Genomic DNA, 19,409 nt, shown 5'->3' with positions numbered 1-19,409 from the left:
CACCGGCATGACCTCCGTGCCGGAATCCGTGCGCCTCGCCGGTCTGGCAGACGCCGGGATCGCGGCGGACCCGGCCGCTGCGCCCCCGCCCGCCCTGGACGGGCCGCCCGAGGCCGCGCTGGCGCTGGCGCGCCTGCACCTGCGGGGCCGCGCCCGGTCCTGGCCGGACTGGCGGTCCGCCGGGCTGCCCGCCGCGGTCCGCATCGCCTGGCTGAGCGCCGAGCTCGCCGCGGGCCGCGCGAACGTCCGCGACGAGCCGGCCGGCGAACCGCTCTACCAGGCGGTGCACGCGCTCCGCGCGGCCGACGCCGCCGATCCGGAGTCGCTCGTCCGGGACCTCGCCTCGCGGCCCGACGCCGTCCTGCGCGCCGAGGCCGCCCGGCTCGTCCGGGACGCCCTGCACGCGGCCCTGCTGCCGCCCCGCACCGTCCGCGAGATCCTGGCGGGGCTCGCCGCCGACGTCCCGGAGGCGCTGCGCGAGCTGGCCGAACCGTGGGCGGCGCTCGACCCGCTGCCGCACGAGCGGGTCCGCCGGTACCTCGGCACCGGACCGGTGGACGTCGCGATCGACGTCGCCGCCCGGCACGGGCACCGGGACCTGCTCCGCGACACCGCCGCCGACCCGTCCCGGCCCCCGCGGCCGCGCCGCAGGGCGCTGGAGCTGCTCGGCGACCTCGCGGGCCGCGACGACATCGACGCCCTGCTCGCGACCGCCGCCCAGGACCCGCCGCTGCTCGCCGGCCCCGCCGTCACCTGCCTGCAGGGCCTGCACCGGCGCGGCCACTTCCCCGCCGGACGCCACGTTCCCGCGATCATCGCCTTGGCCCTCGCCGACCGGCGCGTCCCCGCCGACGACGTCGCCGCGGTCCTGTTCTCCTGCCGCCGCGACGCGTTGCGCGAGCTGACCGCGGCGGACGGCGGGTCCTGGCGCCGCCGGCTCGACCTGCTCGTCGCGCTCGACGCGCAGGGCGCGCCGGGGCTCGGCGTCGCGGACGCCGTCGCGCGGCCGGCCCGGGACGCCGCCGACCCCCGCCCGTTCCTGCGGGCGCTCCGCGAGCTGCGGGATCCGGCGGCGGAGGAGACCGTCCTCGCGCTGCTGCCCGTAGCGCCCCGCGAGGCCCTCGACGCGCTCGAAGCCGTCGGCGGCCCCCGGACGGCCGACGTGCTCTGGGCAGGGCTCGGCCTGGACGGCGGCGACGTCGCCCCGCACCTGTCCCCGTTCCGGCACCGCGCCCTGGAACTGCTGTGGCACCTGAACCGCGATCCCGGCCGGCGCCGCGCCCTGCTGGACCGGCTCGATCCCCGCGACCTGCCGCGCCGCGTCGCCGACGACCTCGGCGGGCCGGACCCCCGCGAACTGGCCGTGCTCCGCGCCGCCCCCGACCCGGGCGACCCCACCGGGGCGCTGCGCCGGCTCGCCCGCAACGGCGACGCCACCACCCTGCCCGCCATCGCCGACCTGCTGCTGCGCGTGGTGTCCGGCCTGGCCGCGTCGTGGACGCCGGGCGACCCCGGCCCGGAACCCGCCGTCCCGGACGACGTCGCGACCGCCGTCCGCGGCCTCGGCGAGCGGCTCTTCCGGCGCGGCGCCCTGCGCCCGCGCTGCCTGCTGGACGCCGACGAGCCGGGCACCGCCGGGAACGCCCTGCTCGCGAGCACCGTCCTCGACTTCCTCGACCGGCCGGGCCTCACCACCGCCGAGCAGGCGATCCTGCTCGGCGTCCTGCGCGGTGCCCCGTACCGGCGGACCAGGGCGCGCGTCCATCCGCTGCTCCGGCACCGCGACGGGCGCGTCCGAGGCCATGCGATCGCGCTGTTCTCCACCGATGCCGCGGGCGCCCGGGTGCTGTCGGCGAGCCTGGTCAGGCTGGTCTCGGCGGACGACCCGCCGACCGTCCGCCAGGCGCTGCGCGCCCTCGCCGAGGCGCACGCGACCTGGGCCGCCGCCGCGATCGCAGACTGCCTCGACCATCCCGACATGAGCGTCAAGAAGACCGCGGCGGAGGCCCTCGTGGCGGCGGGCGGCCCGAAGGCCGTCCCGAAGGCGCTGTTCTGGCTGGGCCGCCACGACAACCCCGGCCTGCGCGAACACCTCACGAAGGCGCTGCGGGCGGTGCTCGGCGACGCGGCCGCCGCCGTCGTCCTCGCGGCGGCGGACCAGGCCACCGACGACCGCACCCGCGCCCTCCTCCACGCCGCCCTGCCCGCCCTCGCCCCCGACCTCGGGCAGCGTCACCCCAGGTGGGACACCGAGGCCCACGGCAGGCTCCCCGAGAACACCGACGTCGCTGACGTTCGCGGCCTTGTGGAGCACGGCTGGGACGCCGCGATCGCTCGCCGCGTCCTCGACGCGCGGGCGCACGGCAAGGCGACCATCACCGGCTTGCGTCCGCTGCTGCCCCACTGGCTCGACCTCGCCGCGTCGGACCCGCGTGCGCTGCGACTCGTCGTGGACATCTGCGACCCGCCGTGGACGGCGACGGAGTTGGAGATCTTCGCGCGTTCCGCCGCGCTCCTCGTCGAGGCCCTGGTCGTCGACGCGGCACCTCCCGGAGGCGACGGCGCGCTCCCGGACGCAAGGCGGCTTCGGGAGCTGGTGACGGCGGTGGTGCCGCGGCTCGGGGCGGGGGAGAGGTACCGGATCGCCCAGCGGGTGCGGGCGCTGCCGCCGAGCACCGCGTCGATCGTCGTGCTGGGGCTGTGCGGGGCCGTGGTCACGAGGGACGACCTCGAACGGTCGCTCGCGGCGGCGCGGCACGGCACCGATCCGGCGGCGGAGGAGGAAGCCGTCCTGCGTGCCGCCTTCACACAGGAGGCGCTGGAAGGGACCGAGTCCGCACGCGAGGCGATCAGGCACGCGATCCGGGAGCCCGAAGCGCTCCGGCGGCTCCGCGACCGCGCGGACGAGCCCGCCCCGAACCTCGACGCGCTGATCGGGGTCTTCCCGGACGCTCCCGGCGAGGTGCGTCAGGCCCTGCTCGACTGGATGGAAGCGCTGCGGCCGCTCGGCACCCCGCCCCGGGCACCGGCGGAGACCCGCGAAGAGCCCGGCCCGAGGGCGCCCCGGCCCGACGGTCTCGACCAGCCGCCGTCCGCGGCGCAATGGCGGCGCCTGATGTCGATGCTGGACGGCGGCCCGGCCGACCAGCGGGCGCGGGCGGCCCGCGCGCTGCTCGACTGGCCGGGGCCCGAGGGCGGGCGCGCGGTCCTCCGGGCGTTCCTGGACGGACGGGACGGCGTGCCGGCCTCCTGGGAGCTGGCGCACGTCCTGGCGGACGAGCCCGAGATACCCGACGGCGACCGCTTCGTCCGCCTGGCGGCGCATCTCTACGGAGCGGATCTTGACCGGTTCGTCCCAGCCTTGATATCGCGCTGGGAGCAGGGCGACGCCAGGGCCCGCGAGGTGCTGCGGCAGGCCTCCGCCGACGCCATCGCCGGTATGATCGCCGAGCGGCTGGCGGACGGTGCGTGGGGGCTGCTCGAACTGATCGCCGGCCGGAAGACGACTCGTACGCCGGTGCTGGACCGGGCGGTACGGCGGCTCCGCGCCGAGGGGCGCGACGACCTGGCGGACCGGCTCGTCCTGACCGACGGCCCGCTGCGGCCCCCCGGCGCCGCCGAGGAGGACGCGACCACGCTGGCGGCGATGCGGCGGCACGAGCCGGCCGCGGCGCGGGAGCCGTCGCGGGAGCTGCTGTTCCGGCAGGCGACGGGCGGCGGCGCGAGGGAGGTGCGGCGCGCGCTCGCGCGCCTCGCCGAGCGCCGCGAGGACGGGCTGGAGGAACTGCTCGCCGAGCTGATCGGCCACCGCGAGACGAAGGTCAGGCTGCACGCGCACCGGGTGTCGCGCCGGGTGCTGGGCCGGGCGGCGTACCTGGACCAGACCGTCCGGCTGCTGGACGATCCCGAGCCGGAGGTCGTCCGCTCGGCCATCCGGACGCTCAGCCACGCGGTCTGGGAGCCCGCGATCCCCGGGCTGGTCGGCCTGCTCCTGCATCCGAACCCCCATGTCCGGCGGGCCGCCGGGGACGGGCTCGTCCGCTTCGGCGCGGTTGCGGTCCCGGCGCTCCGGCACGCCGCCGGGCGCGCTCGGCCCGACCTCAAATCCCGCTATACCGCCCCGTTGGCGCAGATCAACGCTTCCGAGGATGATGTTCATGGAGCATCGGAGGGGCGGCATTGAGCATCTATCTGGGAGTCACGCTGGTCGCGGCGGGCGCGCTGCTCGTGGTGGTGGGCGAGCTGACCGCCGGCGGCCGGATCGGGCGCAACCACTTCGCCGGCATCCGCACCCGGCAGAGCATGAGGGACGACGAGTCGTGGCTGACCGTGCACCGGGCCGCGCGCCCGTGGATGCTCGGCGCGGGCGTCGTCCTGGCCGTCGCGGGCGTGGTCGCGCTGGCGGTCCCGTCGCAGCTCGCGTCCTCGGTCTCGGCCGGGGTCGGGGCCGTTCTGACCGGCGTCCTGGCGCTGAAGGGGACCGCCGCAGGTCACGCCGCTCTGCGCCGTAGATAGCGCCGTCCGGGGGTGGGGTTTTGCCTACCCCGACCGGCGTGCTGGACCCATCCTCCGTGGCCTTCGCCGTCCGTAACTTCATCTCCGGAGGCGCTCTACAAGGGGGCGCCTGGCGGAGAGGTGAAGGCGATGTTCGGACGCAAGGCGCACCCGGTGGGGGCGGTCCCGTCCCCCGGTGAGGCGCTTCGGCTGGAGGACGTGCGGAAGGTCTACGGCGCGGAGGGCAACCGGGTGGTCGCGCTGGACGGGGTGTCGCTGTCGCTGCCGTCCGGGTCGTTCACCGCGGTGATGGGCCCGTCCGGGTCGGGCAAGAGCACGCTGCTGCAGTGCGCGGCGGGGCTGGACCGGCCGAGCGCCGGCCGGGTCGTGGTGGACGGCGCGGAGCTGTCCGGCGACGGCGAGGCGGCGCTGACGAAGTTCCGGCGGCAGCGGATCGGGTTCATCTTCCAGCAGTTCAACCTGCTGCCGACCCTGACCGTCATGCAGAACGTGACGCTGCCGCTGAAGCTGGCGGGCCGCCGCGTCGACCGGGACCGGGCGCGGGAGGTCCTGGGTCGGGTCGGGCTCGGCGACCGGCTCGGGCACCTGCCGGCGGAGCTGTCGGGCGGGCAGCAGCAGCGCGTCGCGATCGCGCGGGCGCTGGTGACGGAGCCGCGGATCCTGTTCGGGGACGAGCCGACCGGCGCGCTCGACACCCGCAGCGCCCGCGAGGTGCTCGGGCTCCTGCAGGAGGCCGTCCGGGTGTACGGGCGGACGGTGGTGATGGTGACGCACGACCCGGTCGCCGCGGCGCACGCCGACGCGGTGCTGTACCTGGCGGACGGGCGGATCGTCGGCCACCAGGCGGCGCCGACCGCCGAGGCGGTCGCCGAGCGGATGACGCATCTGGCCGACGAGGTCGAGCGGCAGCGGACGTCCGCGCGCACGCAGGCGGGGGTGTGAGATGTTCGGTCTGGCACTGCGCTCCCTGCGCAAGCGCGCGAGCGCGTTCACGGCGAGCTTCCTGTCCATGTTCCTCGGCTCGGCGATCATCATGGCGTTCGCCTCGATGTTCGACACGGCCGAGGCGAGCGGGGCGACCGGGCAGACCCGGTCCACCCTCACCACGATGGCGACGGTGGTCGGCGGCTGGGGACTGCTGCTGGTGGTCTTCGCGGTCACCTCCACGCTGACCCTGTCGGTGCGGCAGCGGGCGTCGGAGATGGCGCTGCTGAAGAGCGTCGGCGCGACGCCGGCGCAGCTCACCCGCATGATCGTCGGTGAGGCGGCGGGCCTGGCGGTGGCGGCGGCGCTGCTCGGCGTCCTTCCGGGGGCGCTGGCCGGGCGCGGGCTGCTCGGGCTGCTGCACGGCACCGATCAGGTCCCCGACAATGTGTCCTACTCCTTCGGGATGGTCGCGCTCGGCACCGGCATCGGCGTCACGCTGGCGTCCGCCGCGATCGCCGCGCTGATCACCGCGCGCCGTGCGGGGCGCGTCCGCGTCACCGAGTCGCTGATGGCGGCGGCCGTCGACAGGGGGCGGCTGAGTAAGAAGCGCGCCGTGTTCGCCGGGCTGTTCCTCTTCCTCGCTGTCGACGAGGCCGTCGTGACGATGACGATGATGCGCGGCAAGGGCAGCGACGCGATGGCGACGTCCGGGCAGGCCGACATTCTCGCCGCGATCGGGCTGGCGCTGCTCGCCCCGGTGATCGTGCGGCGGGCGACGGCGCTGCTGGCGGGTCCGCTGCGCGCGTTCGGCGTCGCCGGTGACCTCGCGGTGACCAACCTGCGGCGGCGGACGGGCGCGATGGCGTCCGCGGTGACCCCGGTCGTCCTGTTCACCGGCATCGCCGTCGGGACGCTGTTCCTGCAGGCCACCGAGAACGCCGCGACCGAGGAGTCGGGCCTGGCCGCGACCGCGGAGCAGAAGGACATCGCGACGCTGAACCTCGTGGTCATCGGCATGGTGGTGCTGTTCGCCGCGATCATGCTGGTGAACACGCTGATCGCGGCGACCGCGCACCGGCGCCGCGAGTTCGGCCAGGCCCGGCTGGCGGGCGCCACCCCGGCCCAGGTGCTCGGCACGGTGGCGCTGGAGTCGGCGGCGCTGACCGTGATCGGCGTGGTGTGCGGCACGGTCGCCTCGGTCTTCACGATCGTCCCGTTCGGCGTCGCCCGCCGGGGCTCGGCCGTCCCGGACGGCAGCGTGTGGATCTACGTCGGGGTCGTCGCCCTGGCCGCGGTGCTGACCGGCGTCACGGCCCTCGGCTCCGCCCGCCGCACCCTCCGCACCCCGGCCGTGGAGGCCGTCACCGCCTGACCGAACCCCGTTCACTTGCGGCGAGTCGTCGTTATGGGCCGTCCCATAACGACGACTCGCCGCAAGTCGATGGACGAGAGTATGCTGGGTGAGCACTCACTCATTTGGAGGAGACATGGACGGAGCGGCCGGCGCGGTCCGCGGCGGGCTTGCGCCGGCGGACGCCGTGCGAGCGGTCCCGGGCTTCTGGACGGGCGGACGGCGGATCGAGCGCGCCTGCTACGCGGTCGGCGGGCTGCTGATGCTCGGCGGGCTGTTCCACCTGCTGGTCTTCGCCGTGGACGGCGGCCCCTGGACGGGCCCCGTGTCCTGGCGCAAACCCGTCACGTTCGGCCTCTCGTTCGGGCTGACACTGATCACCATTGCCTGGGTGAGCTCATACGTCCGGCTCGGGGAGCGCGCCCGGCGGGTGCTGCTCGGCGTGTTCGCGGCCGACTGCGTCGCAGAGGTCGCACTGATCACGACGCAGGCGTGGCGGAAGGTCCCGTCCCATTTCAACATGGAGACCGGGTTCGACACGCTCGTCACGCGCCTGCTCGCCGCGGGCGGCGCCATCCTGGTGATCACGCTCGTCTCGCTGACCGTCGCCGCGTTCCGCGCGAACCCCGGCACCGCGCCGAGCATGCGGCTCGCGCTGCGCGCCGGGTTCGCCGCCCTCATGCTCGCGCTGGCGTCCGGCGCCGCGATGATCGCCAGGGGGGTGGCCGAGGCGCAGGGCGGCCACCAGCAGGCCGCCTACCACGTCGCCGTCGCGCTCAAGCCCGCGCATTTCGTGACGATGCACGCCGTCCTGGTGCTGCCGGCGCTGGCCTGGCTGCTCACCTTCACCGGCCTCACCGAGGGACGGCGCGTCCGGACCGTCGCGCTCGCCACCTCCGCCTACGGCGTCGTGGCCGCCGCCGTCATCGCCGTTTCCGCCGTCCGTTTCGCCGCCGGCTGAGACGGGCGGTTCCACCGGCAGGTCCACCGGTCCGATTCGCACCGTGATGCCATACGCTTCCACTTATGGACGACGTTTCGGCCCGCACATCGCCGGAGACCGACCCGGCCCCGCCGGACCGGGGCAAGGGCGGACTGCGGCGCTTCCTGCGGCGCATGGGGGCGAGCAAGGCCGAGCTCGAAGCCGAGGAACTGCAGAAGACGACCGGTGACGAGGGCGCGACCCCCATCACCGCATGTTCGGCGCGCAAGCGGCACTGCGTGGCGGGTACGCTGCGTACGGTGACCCTCCGGCCGCGGGGCGGTGCCCCCGCGCTGGAGGCCGAGCTCTACGACGGCACCGACGTGATCAACCTGGTCTGGCTCGGCCGGCGGCGGATCGCCGGCATCGACCCGGGCCGCCGGCTGCGCGCCGAGGGGCTGGTCAGCGTGCAGGACGGCCGCAAGGTCATGTTCAATCCGCGATACGAGCTGCGCGGCGGTTCCTGATCCGGCCGCACCCTGCGGTACCGGGGGCCGTCCACCGCGGCGATACGGCCTGGAGTGCGATGTGAGCGAACGGGAAGCGACACAGGCGGCGGCCGGCGCGCACGCGGCCGGCCCCGCGGCGGCGCCCGGCGGGGACAGCGCGCACGACACGGTCGAGGCGGCGGTGCGCGCCCAGCTCAGCAAGGCGCTCGGCGGTATCCGCGGCATGATCGAGGCCGCCGTGCCCACCATCGGCTTCACCGCGACCTACGTCGCCGCCAAGGACATCAAGCTCGCCGTCGGCGTCGGGGCCGGCGCCGCGGTGGTGCTGCTGGTGCTCCGCATCGCGCAGCGCACCAGCGTGCAGTTCGTGCTCAACAGCCTCGTCGGCATCGCGATCGCCGCGTTCTTCGCGCTGCGCTCCGGCAAGGCCGAGGACGCGTTCCTGCCCGGCATCATGCTGAACGCCGGCTACGCCGCCGCGATGATCTTCTCGATCGTGGTGCGCTGGCCGATCGTCGGCTTCATCATCGGCTCCGTCACCGGAGACCCGACCGCCTGGCGCTCCGACCCCGGCATCGTGAGGCTGTGCTCCCGGCTCACCTGGCTGCTGGTGCTGCCGTGCGCGCTGCGGGTCGCCGTGCAGTACCCGATCTACCTCGCCGCCGGCGACCAGAGCGGGCTGCTCGGCCCCGCGAAGATCGTGATGGGCTGGCCGCTGCAGGTCGCCGCGCTCGCCTCGATGGTGTGGCTGCTCGCCCGCGGCCGCACCCCGCTCCCCGCCGGCGCGGGCCCCGACGAGCCCGAGGCCGCCTGACCCGCCGCCGGCCCGCCCGGCCCACCCGGCCACCGACGAGGCGGTGAGGGGACGGGCCCGCCGCCCCCTCCGCGCCTCACCGCCCGCCGAGCAGCTCCGCCAGCTCGTCCTCCACGTCCTGGATGGCCACGAACATCAGCTCGTCGCCGGGCTCCAGCGTGTCGTCGGGCGTCGGCACCAGCACCCGCCCCTCGCGCAGGATCGCCACCAGCGCCGTGTCGCGCGGCCAGCTCACCGACCCGACCCGCTCGCCGCCCAGCGGCGCGTTCTCGGGCAGCGTCAGCTCGACGAGGTTCGCCTCGCCCTGCCGGAACGTCATCAGCCGGACCAGGTCGCCGACGCTGACGGCCTCCTCCACCAGGGCCGACAGCAGCCGCGGCGTGGACACCGCGACGTCCACCCCCCACGACTCGTTGAACAGCCACTCGTTGTTCGGATGGTTGATCCGCGCCACCACCCGCGGCACCCCGTACTCGGTCTTGGCGAGCAGCGACACCACCAGGTTGACCTTGTCGTCGCCGGACGAGGCGACCACCACCTGGCAGCGCTCCAGCGCCGCGTCGTCCAGCGCGGAGATCTCGCACGCGTCGGCCAGCAGCCACTCCGCGCGCGGCACCATCTCGACCTTGATGGCCTTCGGGCTCTTGTCGATCAGGAGCACCTCGTGGCCGTTCTCCAGCAGCTCCTGGGCGATGGAGCGCCCGACGGCGCCGGCCCCGGCGATCGCGACCCGCATCAGGAGCCCTCCTCGTTCCGCGCCGCGACCGCGGCGTTGATCCGCTCGACCTCGTCGGCGCGGGCGATGATGTGCACGATGTCGCCGTCCTGGATCACCGTGTTGCGCTCCGGCACGAGCGCCTCGCCCATCCGGGACAGGAACGCCACCCGGCAGTTCGCGTGCTCCTCCAGCTCGCCGACCTTCTCGCCGACCCACAGGTGCCCGGAGTCGAGCTCGGCGAGCAGCACCGCGCCGGTCGGGTCGCGCCACAGCGGCTCGGCGCCCTCGGGCAGCAGCCGGCGCAGGATCTGGTCGGCGGTCCAGCGGACGGTCGCCACCGTGGGGATGCCGAGCCGCTGGTACACCTCGGCGCGCCGGGGGTCGTAGATCCGGGCCACCACGTTGTCGACGCCGAACGTCTCGCGGGCCACCCGGGCCGAGATGATGTTGGAGTTGTCGCCGCTGCTGACGGCGACGAACGCGTCCGCGTTCTCGATCCCCGCCTCGACGATCACATCGCGGTCGAAGCCGAACCCGGTGATGCGGCGGCCCTTGAAGCCGCTGCGCAGCCGGCGGAACGCCTCCGGGCTCTGGTCGATGATGGCCACGGTATGGCCCTTGTCCTCGAGGATGTGGGCGAGCGTCGACCCGACCCGCCCGCACCCCATGATCACGATATGCACGGCCGTTCCCTCTTCCGTCCAGGGGGGACGTCCCCCCTGTACCCCCCGCGCCGTGCACGGCATCCGCCGCCGGTCCGCCGACGCCGTGCTGCACCCGAGGATCGCTTTCCTGAATGATCCCTGCCGGGCTGCAAAACTACACATCCGCCCAGGCGAGCACTACCCGCCCGGCCACAGGCCGGGGGCCGGGGAGCATACCGGGCGGACGGGCTAGGCTCTCCTTCCGTGTCAAAGGTTCCGGACCTTGCGAAGCGGCTCATCCTCGGCCGCGCCCTCAGCAGCGCTCAGCAGCACGAGCAGCTGCTGAAGAAGAGGGTCGCGCTGCCGATCTTCGCCAGCGACGCCCTGTCGTCGGTGGCGTACGCCCCCCAGGAGATCCTGCTCGCGCTCGCCGCCGCCGGTCTCGCCACCTACCACTACACCCCCTGGGTCGCCGCGGCCGTCGTGGTGATCCTGCTCACGGTCGTGGCGTCGTACCGGCAGAACGTCCGGGCCTACCAGAGCGGCGGCGGCGACTTCGAGGTCGCCACCACCAACCTCGGCGGGAACTGGGGCGTGGTCGTCGCCAGCGCCCTGCTCGTCGACTACGTCATGACCGTCGCCGTCTCGGTGTCGTCCGGGGTGGAGAACCTCGGCGCGCTGCTGAAGTTCATGCAGCCGCACGAGGTGGCCGTCGCCATCGGCATCGTCGTGCTGCTCACCATCGGCAACCTGCGCGGCCTCAAGGAGGCCGGTGTCGCCTTCGCGATCCCGACCTACCTGTTCATGTTCTCGATCGTCGCCATGTTGCTGTGGGGCCTCGCCCGGCTGGTGCTGGGCACGAACCTGGACGCGGAGACCGCGCACTACGAGATCCACGGGGACGAGACGGGCATCGCCGGGTTCGCCCTGGTGTTCCTGCTGCTGAGAGCCTTCTCCTCCGGCTGTGCGGCGCTCACCGGCGTCGAGGCGATCAGCAACGGCGTGCCCGCGTTCCGCAAGCCCAAGGGCGAGAACGCCGCCAAGACCCTGCTGGCGCTCGGCGTCGTCGCGATGACGATGTTCGGCGGCGTGACCGCGTTCGCCTACATCACGCACGCCAAGTTCGCCGCGCCCGACCAGGGCAGCCATCTGATCAACCCGGCCACCGGCAAGGAGGTCACCGACGCCGACCCGGTGATCGCCCAGGTCGCGCACTCGGTGTTCAGCAACTTCGAGGTCGGGTTCGGGCTGGTCACCGTGATGACCGCGCTGATCCTTTTCCTCGCCGCCAACACCGCGTTCAACGGGTTCCCCGTGCTGGCGTCCGTGCTCGCGCAGAACCGTTACCTGCCGCGCCAGCTGCACACCCGCGGCGACCGGCTGGCCTTCAGCAACGGCATCATCATCCTGGCCACCATGGCCGGGCTGCTGATCTACGCCTACGACGCGTCGGTGAGCCGGCTGATCCCGCTGTACACCGTCGGGGTCTTCGTCTCCTTCACCGTCAGCCAGGTCGGCATGGTCCGGCACTGGAACAGGCTGCTGGCCACCGAGACCGACGCGGCGCAGCGGCGGCGGATGCGCACCTCCCGCGCCATCAACGCCTTCGGCGCCACGCTCACCGGCATCGTCCTCGTCGTCGTGCTGCTCACCAAGTTCCTGCTGGGCGCCTACATCGTGTGCATCGCGATGCCGCTGCTGTTCCTGCTGATGCGGGCGATCCGGCGGCACTACGACCGGGTCGCCGAGGAGCTGGTGCCCTCCGGCGAGGACGTGGCGCTGCCGGCCCGCAACCACGCGATCGTCCTCGTCTCCAAGATCCACAAGCCGACGCTGCGGGCGCTGGCCTACGCCCGCGCGACCCGCCCGTCCTCGCTGGAGGCCGTCACGGTCGCGGTGGACGCCGAGGAGTCGCAGCGCCTCCAGGCCGAGTGGGACGCCCTGGACATGCCGGTCCCGCTGAAGATCCTCGACTCCCCGTACCGGGAGATCACCCGGCCCGTGCTGGCCTATGTGAAGAGCGTCCGGCGGCGCAGCCCCCGCGACGTCGTCACCGTCTTCATCCCCGAGTACGTCGTCGGCCACTGGTGGGAGCAGCTGCTGCACAACCAGAGCGCGCTGCGGCTGAAGGGCCGGCTGCTGTTCCAGCCCGGCGTCATGGTCACCAGCGTCGCCTGGCAGCTGCACTCCTCCGACCGGCTGAAGGGCCGGCTGGAGCCGCCCGGGCCGGGCTCGTCGCGGCGCCCGCCGCGGGTCGAAGCGCGCCCGTCCGGCGGTAGTGTTGCGGACCGTGACTGAACGCGACGACGTCGCGCCGGGCGCGGAGGGACGTTCCTCCGCCGCGGGCGCCGACAGTGAACCGGACATGCTCGAACTCGAGGTCGGCAACGTCGCCAACGGCGGGTTCTGCGTCGCCCGGCACGAGGGCCGCGTGGTGTTCGTGCGGCACGCGCTGCCGGGCGAGCGGGTGCGGGCCCGGGTCACCGACCGCACCAAGAACTTCCTGCGCGCCGACGCCGTGGAGATCCTCGAGGCGTCCCCCGACCGGGTCGAGCCGCCCTGCCCCTTCGCCGGGCCCGGCCGCTGCGGCGGCTGCGACTGGCAGCACGCCTCGCTGCCCGCGCAGCGCGCCCTCAAGGCCGCCGTCGTCGAGGAGCAGCTGAGCCGGCTCGCCGGGATCACCCGCACGGTCGTCGTCGAGGAGGTCCCGTACCCGGTGGACGGCGAGGTGACGCCGCCGCCGGGGCTCGGCTGGCGGACCCGCGTCCAGTTCGCCGTGGACGGCGGCGCGGTCGGCCTGCGCCGGCACCGCTCGCACGACGTCGAGCCGGTCGACGAGTGCCTGATCGCGCACCCCGGCGTCGAGCTGATGGGCATCGAGCGCAAGCGCTGGCCCGGCGCGTCCGGCGTTGAGGGCATCGTGTCGGCCACCACCGGCGACCGCCTCGTCGTGCTGCGCGGCCGGGACCGCCGCAAGATCCGGGTGCCCCGGCTGGACGTCCCGGTCCGGCTGGTGCGCGGCAAGCCCGAGCCCGGCGCGAACCTGCCGTACGTCCGCGAGAGCGTGTCCGGGCGGCTGTTCCAGGTCAGCGGCAGCGGGTTCTGGCAGGTCCACCCGGGCGCGGCGCAGCTGCTCGCCGACGCGGTGCTCGACGCGCTGGAGCCCAAGCCCGGCGACATCGCCCTCGACCTGTACTGCGGCGTCGGCCTGTTCACCGGCGTGCTCGCCGACCGGATCGGCCCGGACGGCCTCGTCGTCGGCGTCGAGTCCGACGGGCAGGCCGTCCGCGACGCCCGGTTCAACCTGCGGGACCTGACCAACGTCTCGATCGAGCGCGGCTCCGTCGAGGAGGTCGTCGCCGACCTGGAGTTCGGCCGCGCGTCCGGCGCGGGGAAGGCGCAGAACAAGCGCGGCGGCGGCCACCAGGGCGGCGCCCGCGTCCGGCGCGCCGACGTGGTCGTCCTCGACCCGCCGCGCGCCGGGGCCGGCCGCGACGTGGTCGGGCAGATCACCCGGATCGCCGGCCGCAAGATCGCCTACGTGTCCTGCGACCCCGCCACGCTCGCCCGCGACCTCGGCTACTTCAGCGAGCTCGGCTGGACGCTGGAGACCCTGCGCGCCTTCGACGCATTCCCGATGACCCAGCACGTGGAGTGCCTGGCCACCCTCGTCAGGGGCTGAGCCCGGCCCACCGAGCGGGCGGCCGGGCCGGGCGGCCGGGCCGGGCGGCCGGAAAATCTGTTGCGGCACTGCATACGCTGGGTGAATGACCGATCTGGAGATCAGGGACGTCCCCGAGGACGACCTGGACCAAATGATCGACTTCTCCGGGCTGGTGTTCCACCAGCGCATCCGCGAACGCGACTACGAGCGCTGGCGCTGGATGATGCGGCGCGCCGAGCGCATCGGCGCCCGCGTCGGCGACGTGCGGGCGGGCCAGCTCGCCGCGCTGCCGATGCGGCTGGCCGTCCCGGGCGGGACGGTCGACTGCTCGGCGGTCACCGCGGTCGGCGTGCTGCCGACGCACCGCCGCCGCGGCGTGCTGTCCGCCATGATCGAGCGGATGCACGCCGACGCGGCCGCCGCCGGCCGGCCGGTCGCCGCGCTGTGGGCGTCCGAGGGCGCGATCTACGGCCGCTACGGCTTCGGCCTCGCCGACCGGGCCGTCGAGCTGGAGGTCGACACCTCCCGTCCGCTGGCCCTGCGCACCGAGCCCGACCCGCGCCCGCTGCGGCTGGTGGCCCCCGCCGACGCCCCCGCCGTCCTCGGCCCGCTCCACGAGGCCGCGCTGTCGCTCCGCCCGGGCGGGCTGGTGCGCGACGCCGAATGGTGGACCCGCAACATCCTGCCGGACGAGGAACTGAGCGACGACCAGCTGACCGCGCCGCGCGTCGTGGTGCATCCCGAGGGCTACGCGATCTACCGGACGGGCCGCGGGACCGTCCGCCTGGAGGACCTCGTCGCCACGGACGCGCGGGTCGAGGCCGCCCTCTGGCAGTACCTCGCCGGCATCGACCTCACCTCGCGGATCAAGGCGCCGAGCCGCCCCGTGGACGACCTGCTGCCGCACATGGCCGCCGACCCCGACCAGGTCAAGGTGACCGGCGCGTACGGTGCGATGTGGCTGCGCCTGATCGACGTCCCGGCCGCGCTGCGGGCCCGGTCGTGGGCGTCCGCCGGCACGTTCGTGCTGGACGTGGCGGACACCCGGATCCCCGCCAACCACGGCCGGTGGCGGCTGGCGACCGGGACCGCGCCCGCCTGCGAGCCCACCGCCGACGCCCCGGACCTGTCCCTGAGCGCCGCCGACCTCGGCGCGGTCTACCTGGGCGGGACCCGAGTGTCGACGCTCGTCCGCATCGGCGCCGTCACCGAGCACACGCCCGGCGCCGCCGCGCGCCTGGACGCCGCGCTCGCCGTCCCGCTGGCGCCCTACACCAACGACGACTTCTGATCCGTCCCGCAGCGTCCCGGATCCCCATCGTGGCAGGATCATGCCGGGTCCATGGCGGTTGCGGGTGATGGGGACGGCGTTGAGCGATCTGGTGGAGTTCGTACGGGCACGGCTCGCCGAGGACGAGAGCACGGCGCGCTGGGCGGCCGACTACCGGAGCCGCCCGAACGGCGGCCGGGACCTGTCCGGGGACGAGCGCTGGCAGTGGGTGGACCCGGGCAGCGGGGCGCGGCTCAGGCTGGGCCGGCGGCCCATGGACCACCTCCAGCGCCCCGTCTCGATGCGGAGCACCGGCACCTACCCGTGGCAGAGCCGTCCGGGATTCGGGCCGCACCACGTGCTGGACGTGCCGTTCGTCAAGGAGGGCACCGCACTGCATATCGCCCGGCACTCGCCGGCCCGGGTGGTGGCGGAGGTCCGCGCGAAACGGCTGCTGCTCGACATGCACCGGCCGGACGGCCGCGGCGCCTGCGCGGGATGCGGCGAGCCCGCAGCCGCAGGAGGGTGCACGACGGTGCGGCTGCTGGCGGCGCCGTACGCGGACCATCCCGCGTACCAGCGAGCCTGCGCGATCTGAACCCGGCCGCCGCTACGGCGCCGGAGCACGGCACCGCGCGGCCGATCGCCGCACCGGCGGGGGCGCGCCGGTGCGGCGACCGAGGCGGCTACCGCCAGAAGAACACCTTGGCGCTGCCGCCGGTCGCGACCTTGGCCGCCGCGTCGCCGTGCTGGACGACCTGGAACCGCACCCGGTAGCCGTCCCCGACGGTGTCGGCGCCGAGCGAGTACACGATGTGGGTCTGGTCGCCGGCCGACACGTAGTCCTGGACGGGCCCGCCGGTGACCTTGCTGTCGTCCTCGGCGTCGACCTCGACCGCGCGGGCCTGGATCAGCGTGCCCGCCGGCACGCCGGTGACGGTCACCGCGGCGGTCAGGGAGTAGTAGGCCGAGCCCCACAGGACGCTCGGGCCGCCCGCGTCGCTGTGCTGGTGCTCGGAGTCGGCGTAGTCGTGCTGCCAGCTCACGTTGGTCCACTGGCCGGCGGGCAGCTGCTGCTCCTTGTTCGTGCCGACGGACACGTAGCTCGGCATTTCGTCGTCCTCCTCGGGCGAGACGCCGACGCGCCACTGCCCATAGTCGTCCTTCACGGCGCGGTCGTAGTCGAGGCCGACGCCGTTGATCGTGTGGTCGTTGGAGTACTGCTGGAGCTGGGCGCGCCCGTCCCAGCGGCCGCCCGACCAGGCGTAGGTCTGCCAGCCGTAGGCGATCTTCCCGGCGTCGAACGCCCGGTTGACCGGGCCGTACCCGGCGTACAGCCCGACCCGGTCGCGGCCGAGGACGGACGCGGCGCCGTCCAGGTAGGCGTTGATCTCGTCCTGCTGCGAGGAGGAGGCGTCCCAGTCGACCGCGAAGTAGATGGGCCGGTCGTCCGGCATGCCGCAGGCCGCCGCCTGGCTCGCGGCGTCCTCGGCGTCCGCCTTCCCGGCGGCCCTGCCGTCCAGCGCCCGGTTCGCGGTGGTCTCCCAGACCACCACCAGCCACAGGCCGGCGTCCGACAGGTCGTCCGCCTCCGCGCGGGTCAGGTTCTTGCCGGTGGTGTCGTGTGAAAGGTACCGGCACGCGAACTTCGCCCCGGCGCGTTTCAGCGCGGCCGCGCCGGGGCGTCCCCACGCGTAGTCGACGCCGAAGACAGCCATGTCAACTCCATGATTCGGATCCAGGTCATCGCCGATTCAACAGCTTGTGCCCTTTTCGCCGCAGGAGATTCGCGAGGTTGATCGCCCGGAAGAGACCGTTCCGCCCGATGTGACTGTCGGTGACGACACGCCGACGTGGCGCTAGCGGAATCCCCGTGCGCTCGCTACAACGGACCTGTCCGCAAGAAGGCGCAGGCCACAGGGGGTTCCACGGTGATCCGGAAGATGACGGGGCGCGTCGGCGCGCGGGGGCTCGCGGTGCTGGCCGCCGCCCCGCTGCTGGGAGTGGCGCCGGCCGCGCACGCCGACGGCCCGGGGCCGTCCGGCGGCAAGGCCCATCACGGCCACAAGAGCGGCCAGGGCAAGGGGCACGGGCACGCCAAGCCGCACAAGGCGCCGGTCAAGCAGAAGAAGCCGGCGCGGTCGGTGCGGCTGCACACCAGCGGCCCCGGAAGGACCGTGGTCCCGGGGCGCACCTACGACTGGCCGTTCGCGGTGACGGCGAAGGGCCCGGGCAAGGCGGGCCGGGCGGTGTTCCGCGCGACGCTGCCGAAGTCGCTGGAGTTCGTCTCCGGACGGCGCGACTGCGCGTCCAGCGGATGGACGGTCGAGTGCGACCTCGGTCCGGTCAGGGCGGGGGAGACGGTCGCCGGGATGATCCGGGCGAAGGTCTCCAGGAGCGCCAAGCCGGACGAGGCGCTCCGGATCCCCGCGACGGTCACCTGGCGCAAGAAGCGCGCCGCCGCGGACTTCCCCGTGGCGCGCGTCGCCCGGACGGCCGACCTCGCCGTGTCGAGGACGGCCCCGGCGACCGCGCGGGCCGGCACGGCGATCCCGTACGAGATGAAGATCCGCAACCGGGGCCCGGCCACCGCCGAGAACGTGTTCGTCCACGCGAGCGGGCCGGTGCGGCTGCTCGCCGGGAACGCCGCGTGCATCCCCGAGGACACCGGGTTCGTCTGCGGGGTCGGCGCGCTGCGGCCCGGTGAGACGCGGACGCTGCGGTTCAGGGTGATGCCGGCCGGGAACGTCCGGGCCGGGAAGGTCCTGAGGTACCGGTCGCGGGTCACCTCGTCGACCATGGACCTCAACCCCGGCAACAACGCCGCGTCGATGCGCACCAGGCTCACGGCCGCGAAGGCCCCGTCCAAGAAGAGCCCGGCCAAGAAGAGCCCGTCGAAGAAGGCGGGGAGCAAGCAGCACCACGCGAAGCACCCGGCGAAGAAGGCGCACGCGAAGAGCCCTGAGCCCAAGCGGGGGTCGGACAGGTAGGTCCGGTGGCGCGGGCACGGACGCGGGCGTACGAGGATGGACCCATGCGTCTACGGATCTTCACCGAGCCCCAGCAGGGGGCCAGCTACGAAACACTGCTGTCGGTCGCCAAGGCGGCGGAGGACCTCGGGTTCGACGCCTTCTTCCGGTCGGACCACTACACCAAGATGGGCGACGTTTCGGGCGAGCCGGGCCCGACCGACTCCTGGGTCACGCTGGGCGCGCTGGCCCGCGAGACGAGCCGGATCAGGCTCGGCACGCTGGTCACGGCCGGCACGTTCCGCTACCCGGGCCCGCTGGCGATCTCGGTGGCGCAGGTCGACCAGATGAGCGGCGGCCGCGTCGACTTCGGCATCGGGACGGGCTGGTTCGAGGAGGAGCACGCCCACTACGGCATCCCGTTCCCCAGCCTGAACGAGCGGTTCGAGCGGCTGGAGGAGCAGATCCGGATCGTCACCGGGCTGTGGGGCACGCCGGAGGGGGAGACGTTCTCCTTCGACGGCGAGCACTACACGCTGACCGACTCGCCGGCGCTGCCGAAGCCGGCGCAGGCGGGCGGCCCGCCGGTGATCCTCGGCGGCTTCGGGCCGAAGCGGACGCCGCGCCTGGCCGCCGCCTACGCCGACGAGTACAACGTGCCGTTCCACCAGGTCGAGGACACCGGCGGCGCGTTCGACCGGGTCCGGGCCGCCTGCCAGGAGGCCGGGCGGACGAAGCCGATCGTGTACTCCGCCGCCCAGGTCGTGTGCTGCGGCAGGGACGAGGCGGAGATCGCGCGCCGCGCCGAGGCCATCGGCCGGAGTGTCGACGAGCTGCGGCAGAACGGCCTGGCGGGCACGCCGGCCGAGGTCGTGGAGAAGATCGGGCAGTTCGGGGAGCTGGGCGCCGAGCGGCTCTACCTGCAGGTCCTCGACCTGAGCGACCTGGAGCACCTGGAGCTGCTGGCGTCGGAGGTGCTCGCCAAGCTCTGACGTGGTCCGGAGGACGGCGACGTCCCTGGGCGGATACGGCGACGGCCCGCGGCGGGGCGTGCGCTCCATGGAGGAGCGCGCGTCCTCGCCGCGGGCCGTTCTCCGGGGTTGCCG

At 74.3% G+C, this 19,409-nt stretch carries 16 protein-coding genes; 13 read left to right on the top strand and 3 right to left on the bottom strand.

Annotation, left to right across the window (positions count from 1 at the left end):
- The first annotated feature begins 7 nt into the window (after positions 1-7).
- The 7 genes from ABD296_RS34455 (at position 8) to ABD296_RS34425 (ending at position 9,038) form a co-directional block, all read left to right on the top strand.
- Positions 8-4,183: a HEAT repeat domain-containing protein gene (locus ABD296_RS34455; protein ID WP_344277102.1), complete on the top strand. Its 4,176-nt coding sequence runs from the start codon at positions 8-10 to the stop codon at positions 4,181-4,183.
- Positions 4,180-4,515 carry an SdpI family protein gene (locus tag ABD296_RS34450; protein WP_344277099.1) on the top strand — a complete coding sequence of 112 codons (336 nt, stop codon included), beginning with the start codon at positions 4,180-4,182 and terminating at the stop codon, positions 4,513-4,515. The genes ABD296_RS34455 and ABD296_RS34450 overlap by 4 nt, the downstream gene beginning before the upstream one ends.
- 129 nt (positions 4,516-4,644) lie before the next feature.
- A complete protein-coding gene (locus ABD296_RS34445; RefSeq protein WP_344277096.1) occupies positions 4,645-5,457 on the top strand; it encodes an ABC transporter ATP-binding protein in 813 nt (270 codons plus the stop codon).
- 1 nt (position 5,458) lies between these two features.
- Entirely contained in the window at positions 5,459-6,814 is a 1,356-nt protein-coding gene (locus ABD296_RS34440) for an FtsX-like permease family protein (protein ID WP_344277093.1), read from the top strand.
- Between the two features lie 115 nt (positions 6,815-6,929).
- Complete coding sequence (locus ABD296_RS34435) at positions 6,930-7,754, top strand: hypothetical protein (RefSeq protein WP_344277089.1); 825 nt, start codon at positions 6,930-6,932, stop codon at positions 7,752-7,754.
- Between the two features lie 65 nt (positions 7,755-7,819).
- On the top strand, positions 7,820-8,242 hold the full coding sequence (locus tag ABD296_RS34430) for an OB-fold nucleic acid binding domain-containing protein (protein ID WP_344277087.1): 423 nt from the start codon (positions 7,820-7,822) through the stop codon (positions 8,240-8,242).
- A gap of 61 nt (positions 8,243-8,303) precedes the next feature.
- Positions 8,304-9,038 (top strand): DUF3159 domain-containing protein, encoded by a 735-nt coding sequence (locus ABD296_RS34425; protein ID WP_407061545.1) that lies wholly within the window; start codon positions 8,304-8,306, stop codon positions 9,036-9,038.
- A gap of 76 nt (positions 9,039-9,114) precedes the next feature.
- Here the strand turns inward: ABD296_RS34425 and ABD296_RS34420 are convergent, their stop codons facing one another.
- The gene (locus ABD296_RS34420) at positions 9,115-9,774 is read right to left on the bottom strand and encodes a potassium channel family protein (protein WP_344277085.1); all 660 of its coding nucleotides are present in this window, start codon (positions 9,772-9,774) and stop codon (positions 9,115-9,117) included.
- Positions 9,774-10,439: a potassium channel family protein gene (locus tag ABD296_RS34415; RefSeq protein ID WP_344277083.1), complete on the bottom strand. Its 666-nt coding sequence runs from the start codon at positions 10,437-10,439 to the stop codon at positions 9,774-9,776. The genes ABD296_RS34420 and ABD296_RS34415 overlap by 1 nt, the downstream gene beginning before the upstream one ends.
- A gap of 225 nt (positions 10,440-10,664) precedes the next feature.
- On the opposite strand from ABD296_RS34415, the gene ABD296_RS34410 reads away from it, so the two are divergent.
- The 4 genes from ABD296_RS34410 (at position 10,665) to ABD296_RS34395 (ending at position 15,932) form a co-directional block, all read left to right on the top strand.
- Complete coding sequence (locus ABD296_RS34410; RefSeq protein ID WP_344277080.1) at positions 10,665-12,698, top strand: APC family permease; 2,034 nt, start codon at positions 10,665-10,667, stop codon at positions 12,696-12,698.
- Between the two features lie 67 nt (positions 12,699-12,765).
- Positions 12,766-14,082 (top strand): class I SAM-dependent RNA methyltransferase, encoded by a 1,317-nt coding sequence (locus tag ABD296_RS34405; RefSeq protein ID WP_344277172.1) that lies wholly within the window; start codon positions 12,766-12,768, stop codon positions 14,080-14,082.
- A gap of 85 nt (positions 14,083-14,167) precedes the next feature.
- On the top strand, positions 14,168-15,355 hold the full coding sequence (locus tag ABD296_RS34400) for a GNAT family N-acetyltransferase (protein ID WP_344277077.1): 1,188 nt from the start codon (positions 14,168-14,170) through the stop codon (positions 15,353-15,355).
- A gap of 79 nt (positions 15,356-15,434) precedes the next feature.
- Complete coding sequence (locus ABD296_RS34395; protein ID WP_344277074.1) at positions 15,435-15,932, top strand: DUF6221 family protein; 498 nt, start codon at positions 15,435-15,437, stop codon at positions 15,930-15,932.
- An 88-nt stretch (positions 15,933-16,020) separates the two neighbouring features.
- Here ABD296_RS34395 and ABD296_RS34390 read toward each other — a convergent pair whose 3' ends face one another.
- A complete protein-coding gene (locus tag ABD296_RS34390; RefSeq protein ID WP_344277071.1) occupies positions 16,021-17,052 on the bottom strand; it encodes a glycoside hydrolase domain-containing protein in 1,032 nt (343 codons plus the stop codon).
- A gap of 225 nt (positions 17,053-17,277) precedes the next feature.
- Here ABD296_RS34390 and ABD296_RS34385 point away from each other — a divergent pair, with 225 nt between their 5' ends.
- Together ABD296_RS34385 and ABD296_RS34380 are read left to right on the top strand one after the other, a co-directional pair.
- The gene (locus ABD296_RS34385; protein ID WP_344277068.1) at positions 17,278-18,324 is read left to right on the top strand and encodes a hypothetical protein; all 1,047 of its coding nucleotides are present in this window, start codon (positions 17,278-17,280) and stop codon (positions 18,322-18,324) included.
- Positions 18,325-18,368: 44 nt separating this feature from the next.
- Positions 18,369-19,295, top strand: coding sequence for an LLM class F420-dependent oxidoreductase (locus ABD296_RS34380; protein ID WP_344277064.1), 927 nt, complete (start codon positions 18,369-18,371; stop codon positions 19,293-19,295).
- Positions 19,296-19,409: the final 114 nt, after the last annotated feature.

This window comes from Actinomadura napierensis, from assembly GCF_039529375.1.
GTDB lineage: Bacteria > Actinomycetota > Actinomycetes > Streptosporangiales > Streptosporangiaceae > Spirillospora > Spirillospora napierensis.
Note: the sequence above shows the minus strand (reverse complement) of the source record. Positions and strands in the feature narration are given on the sequence as shown.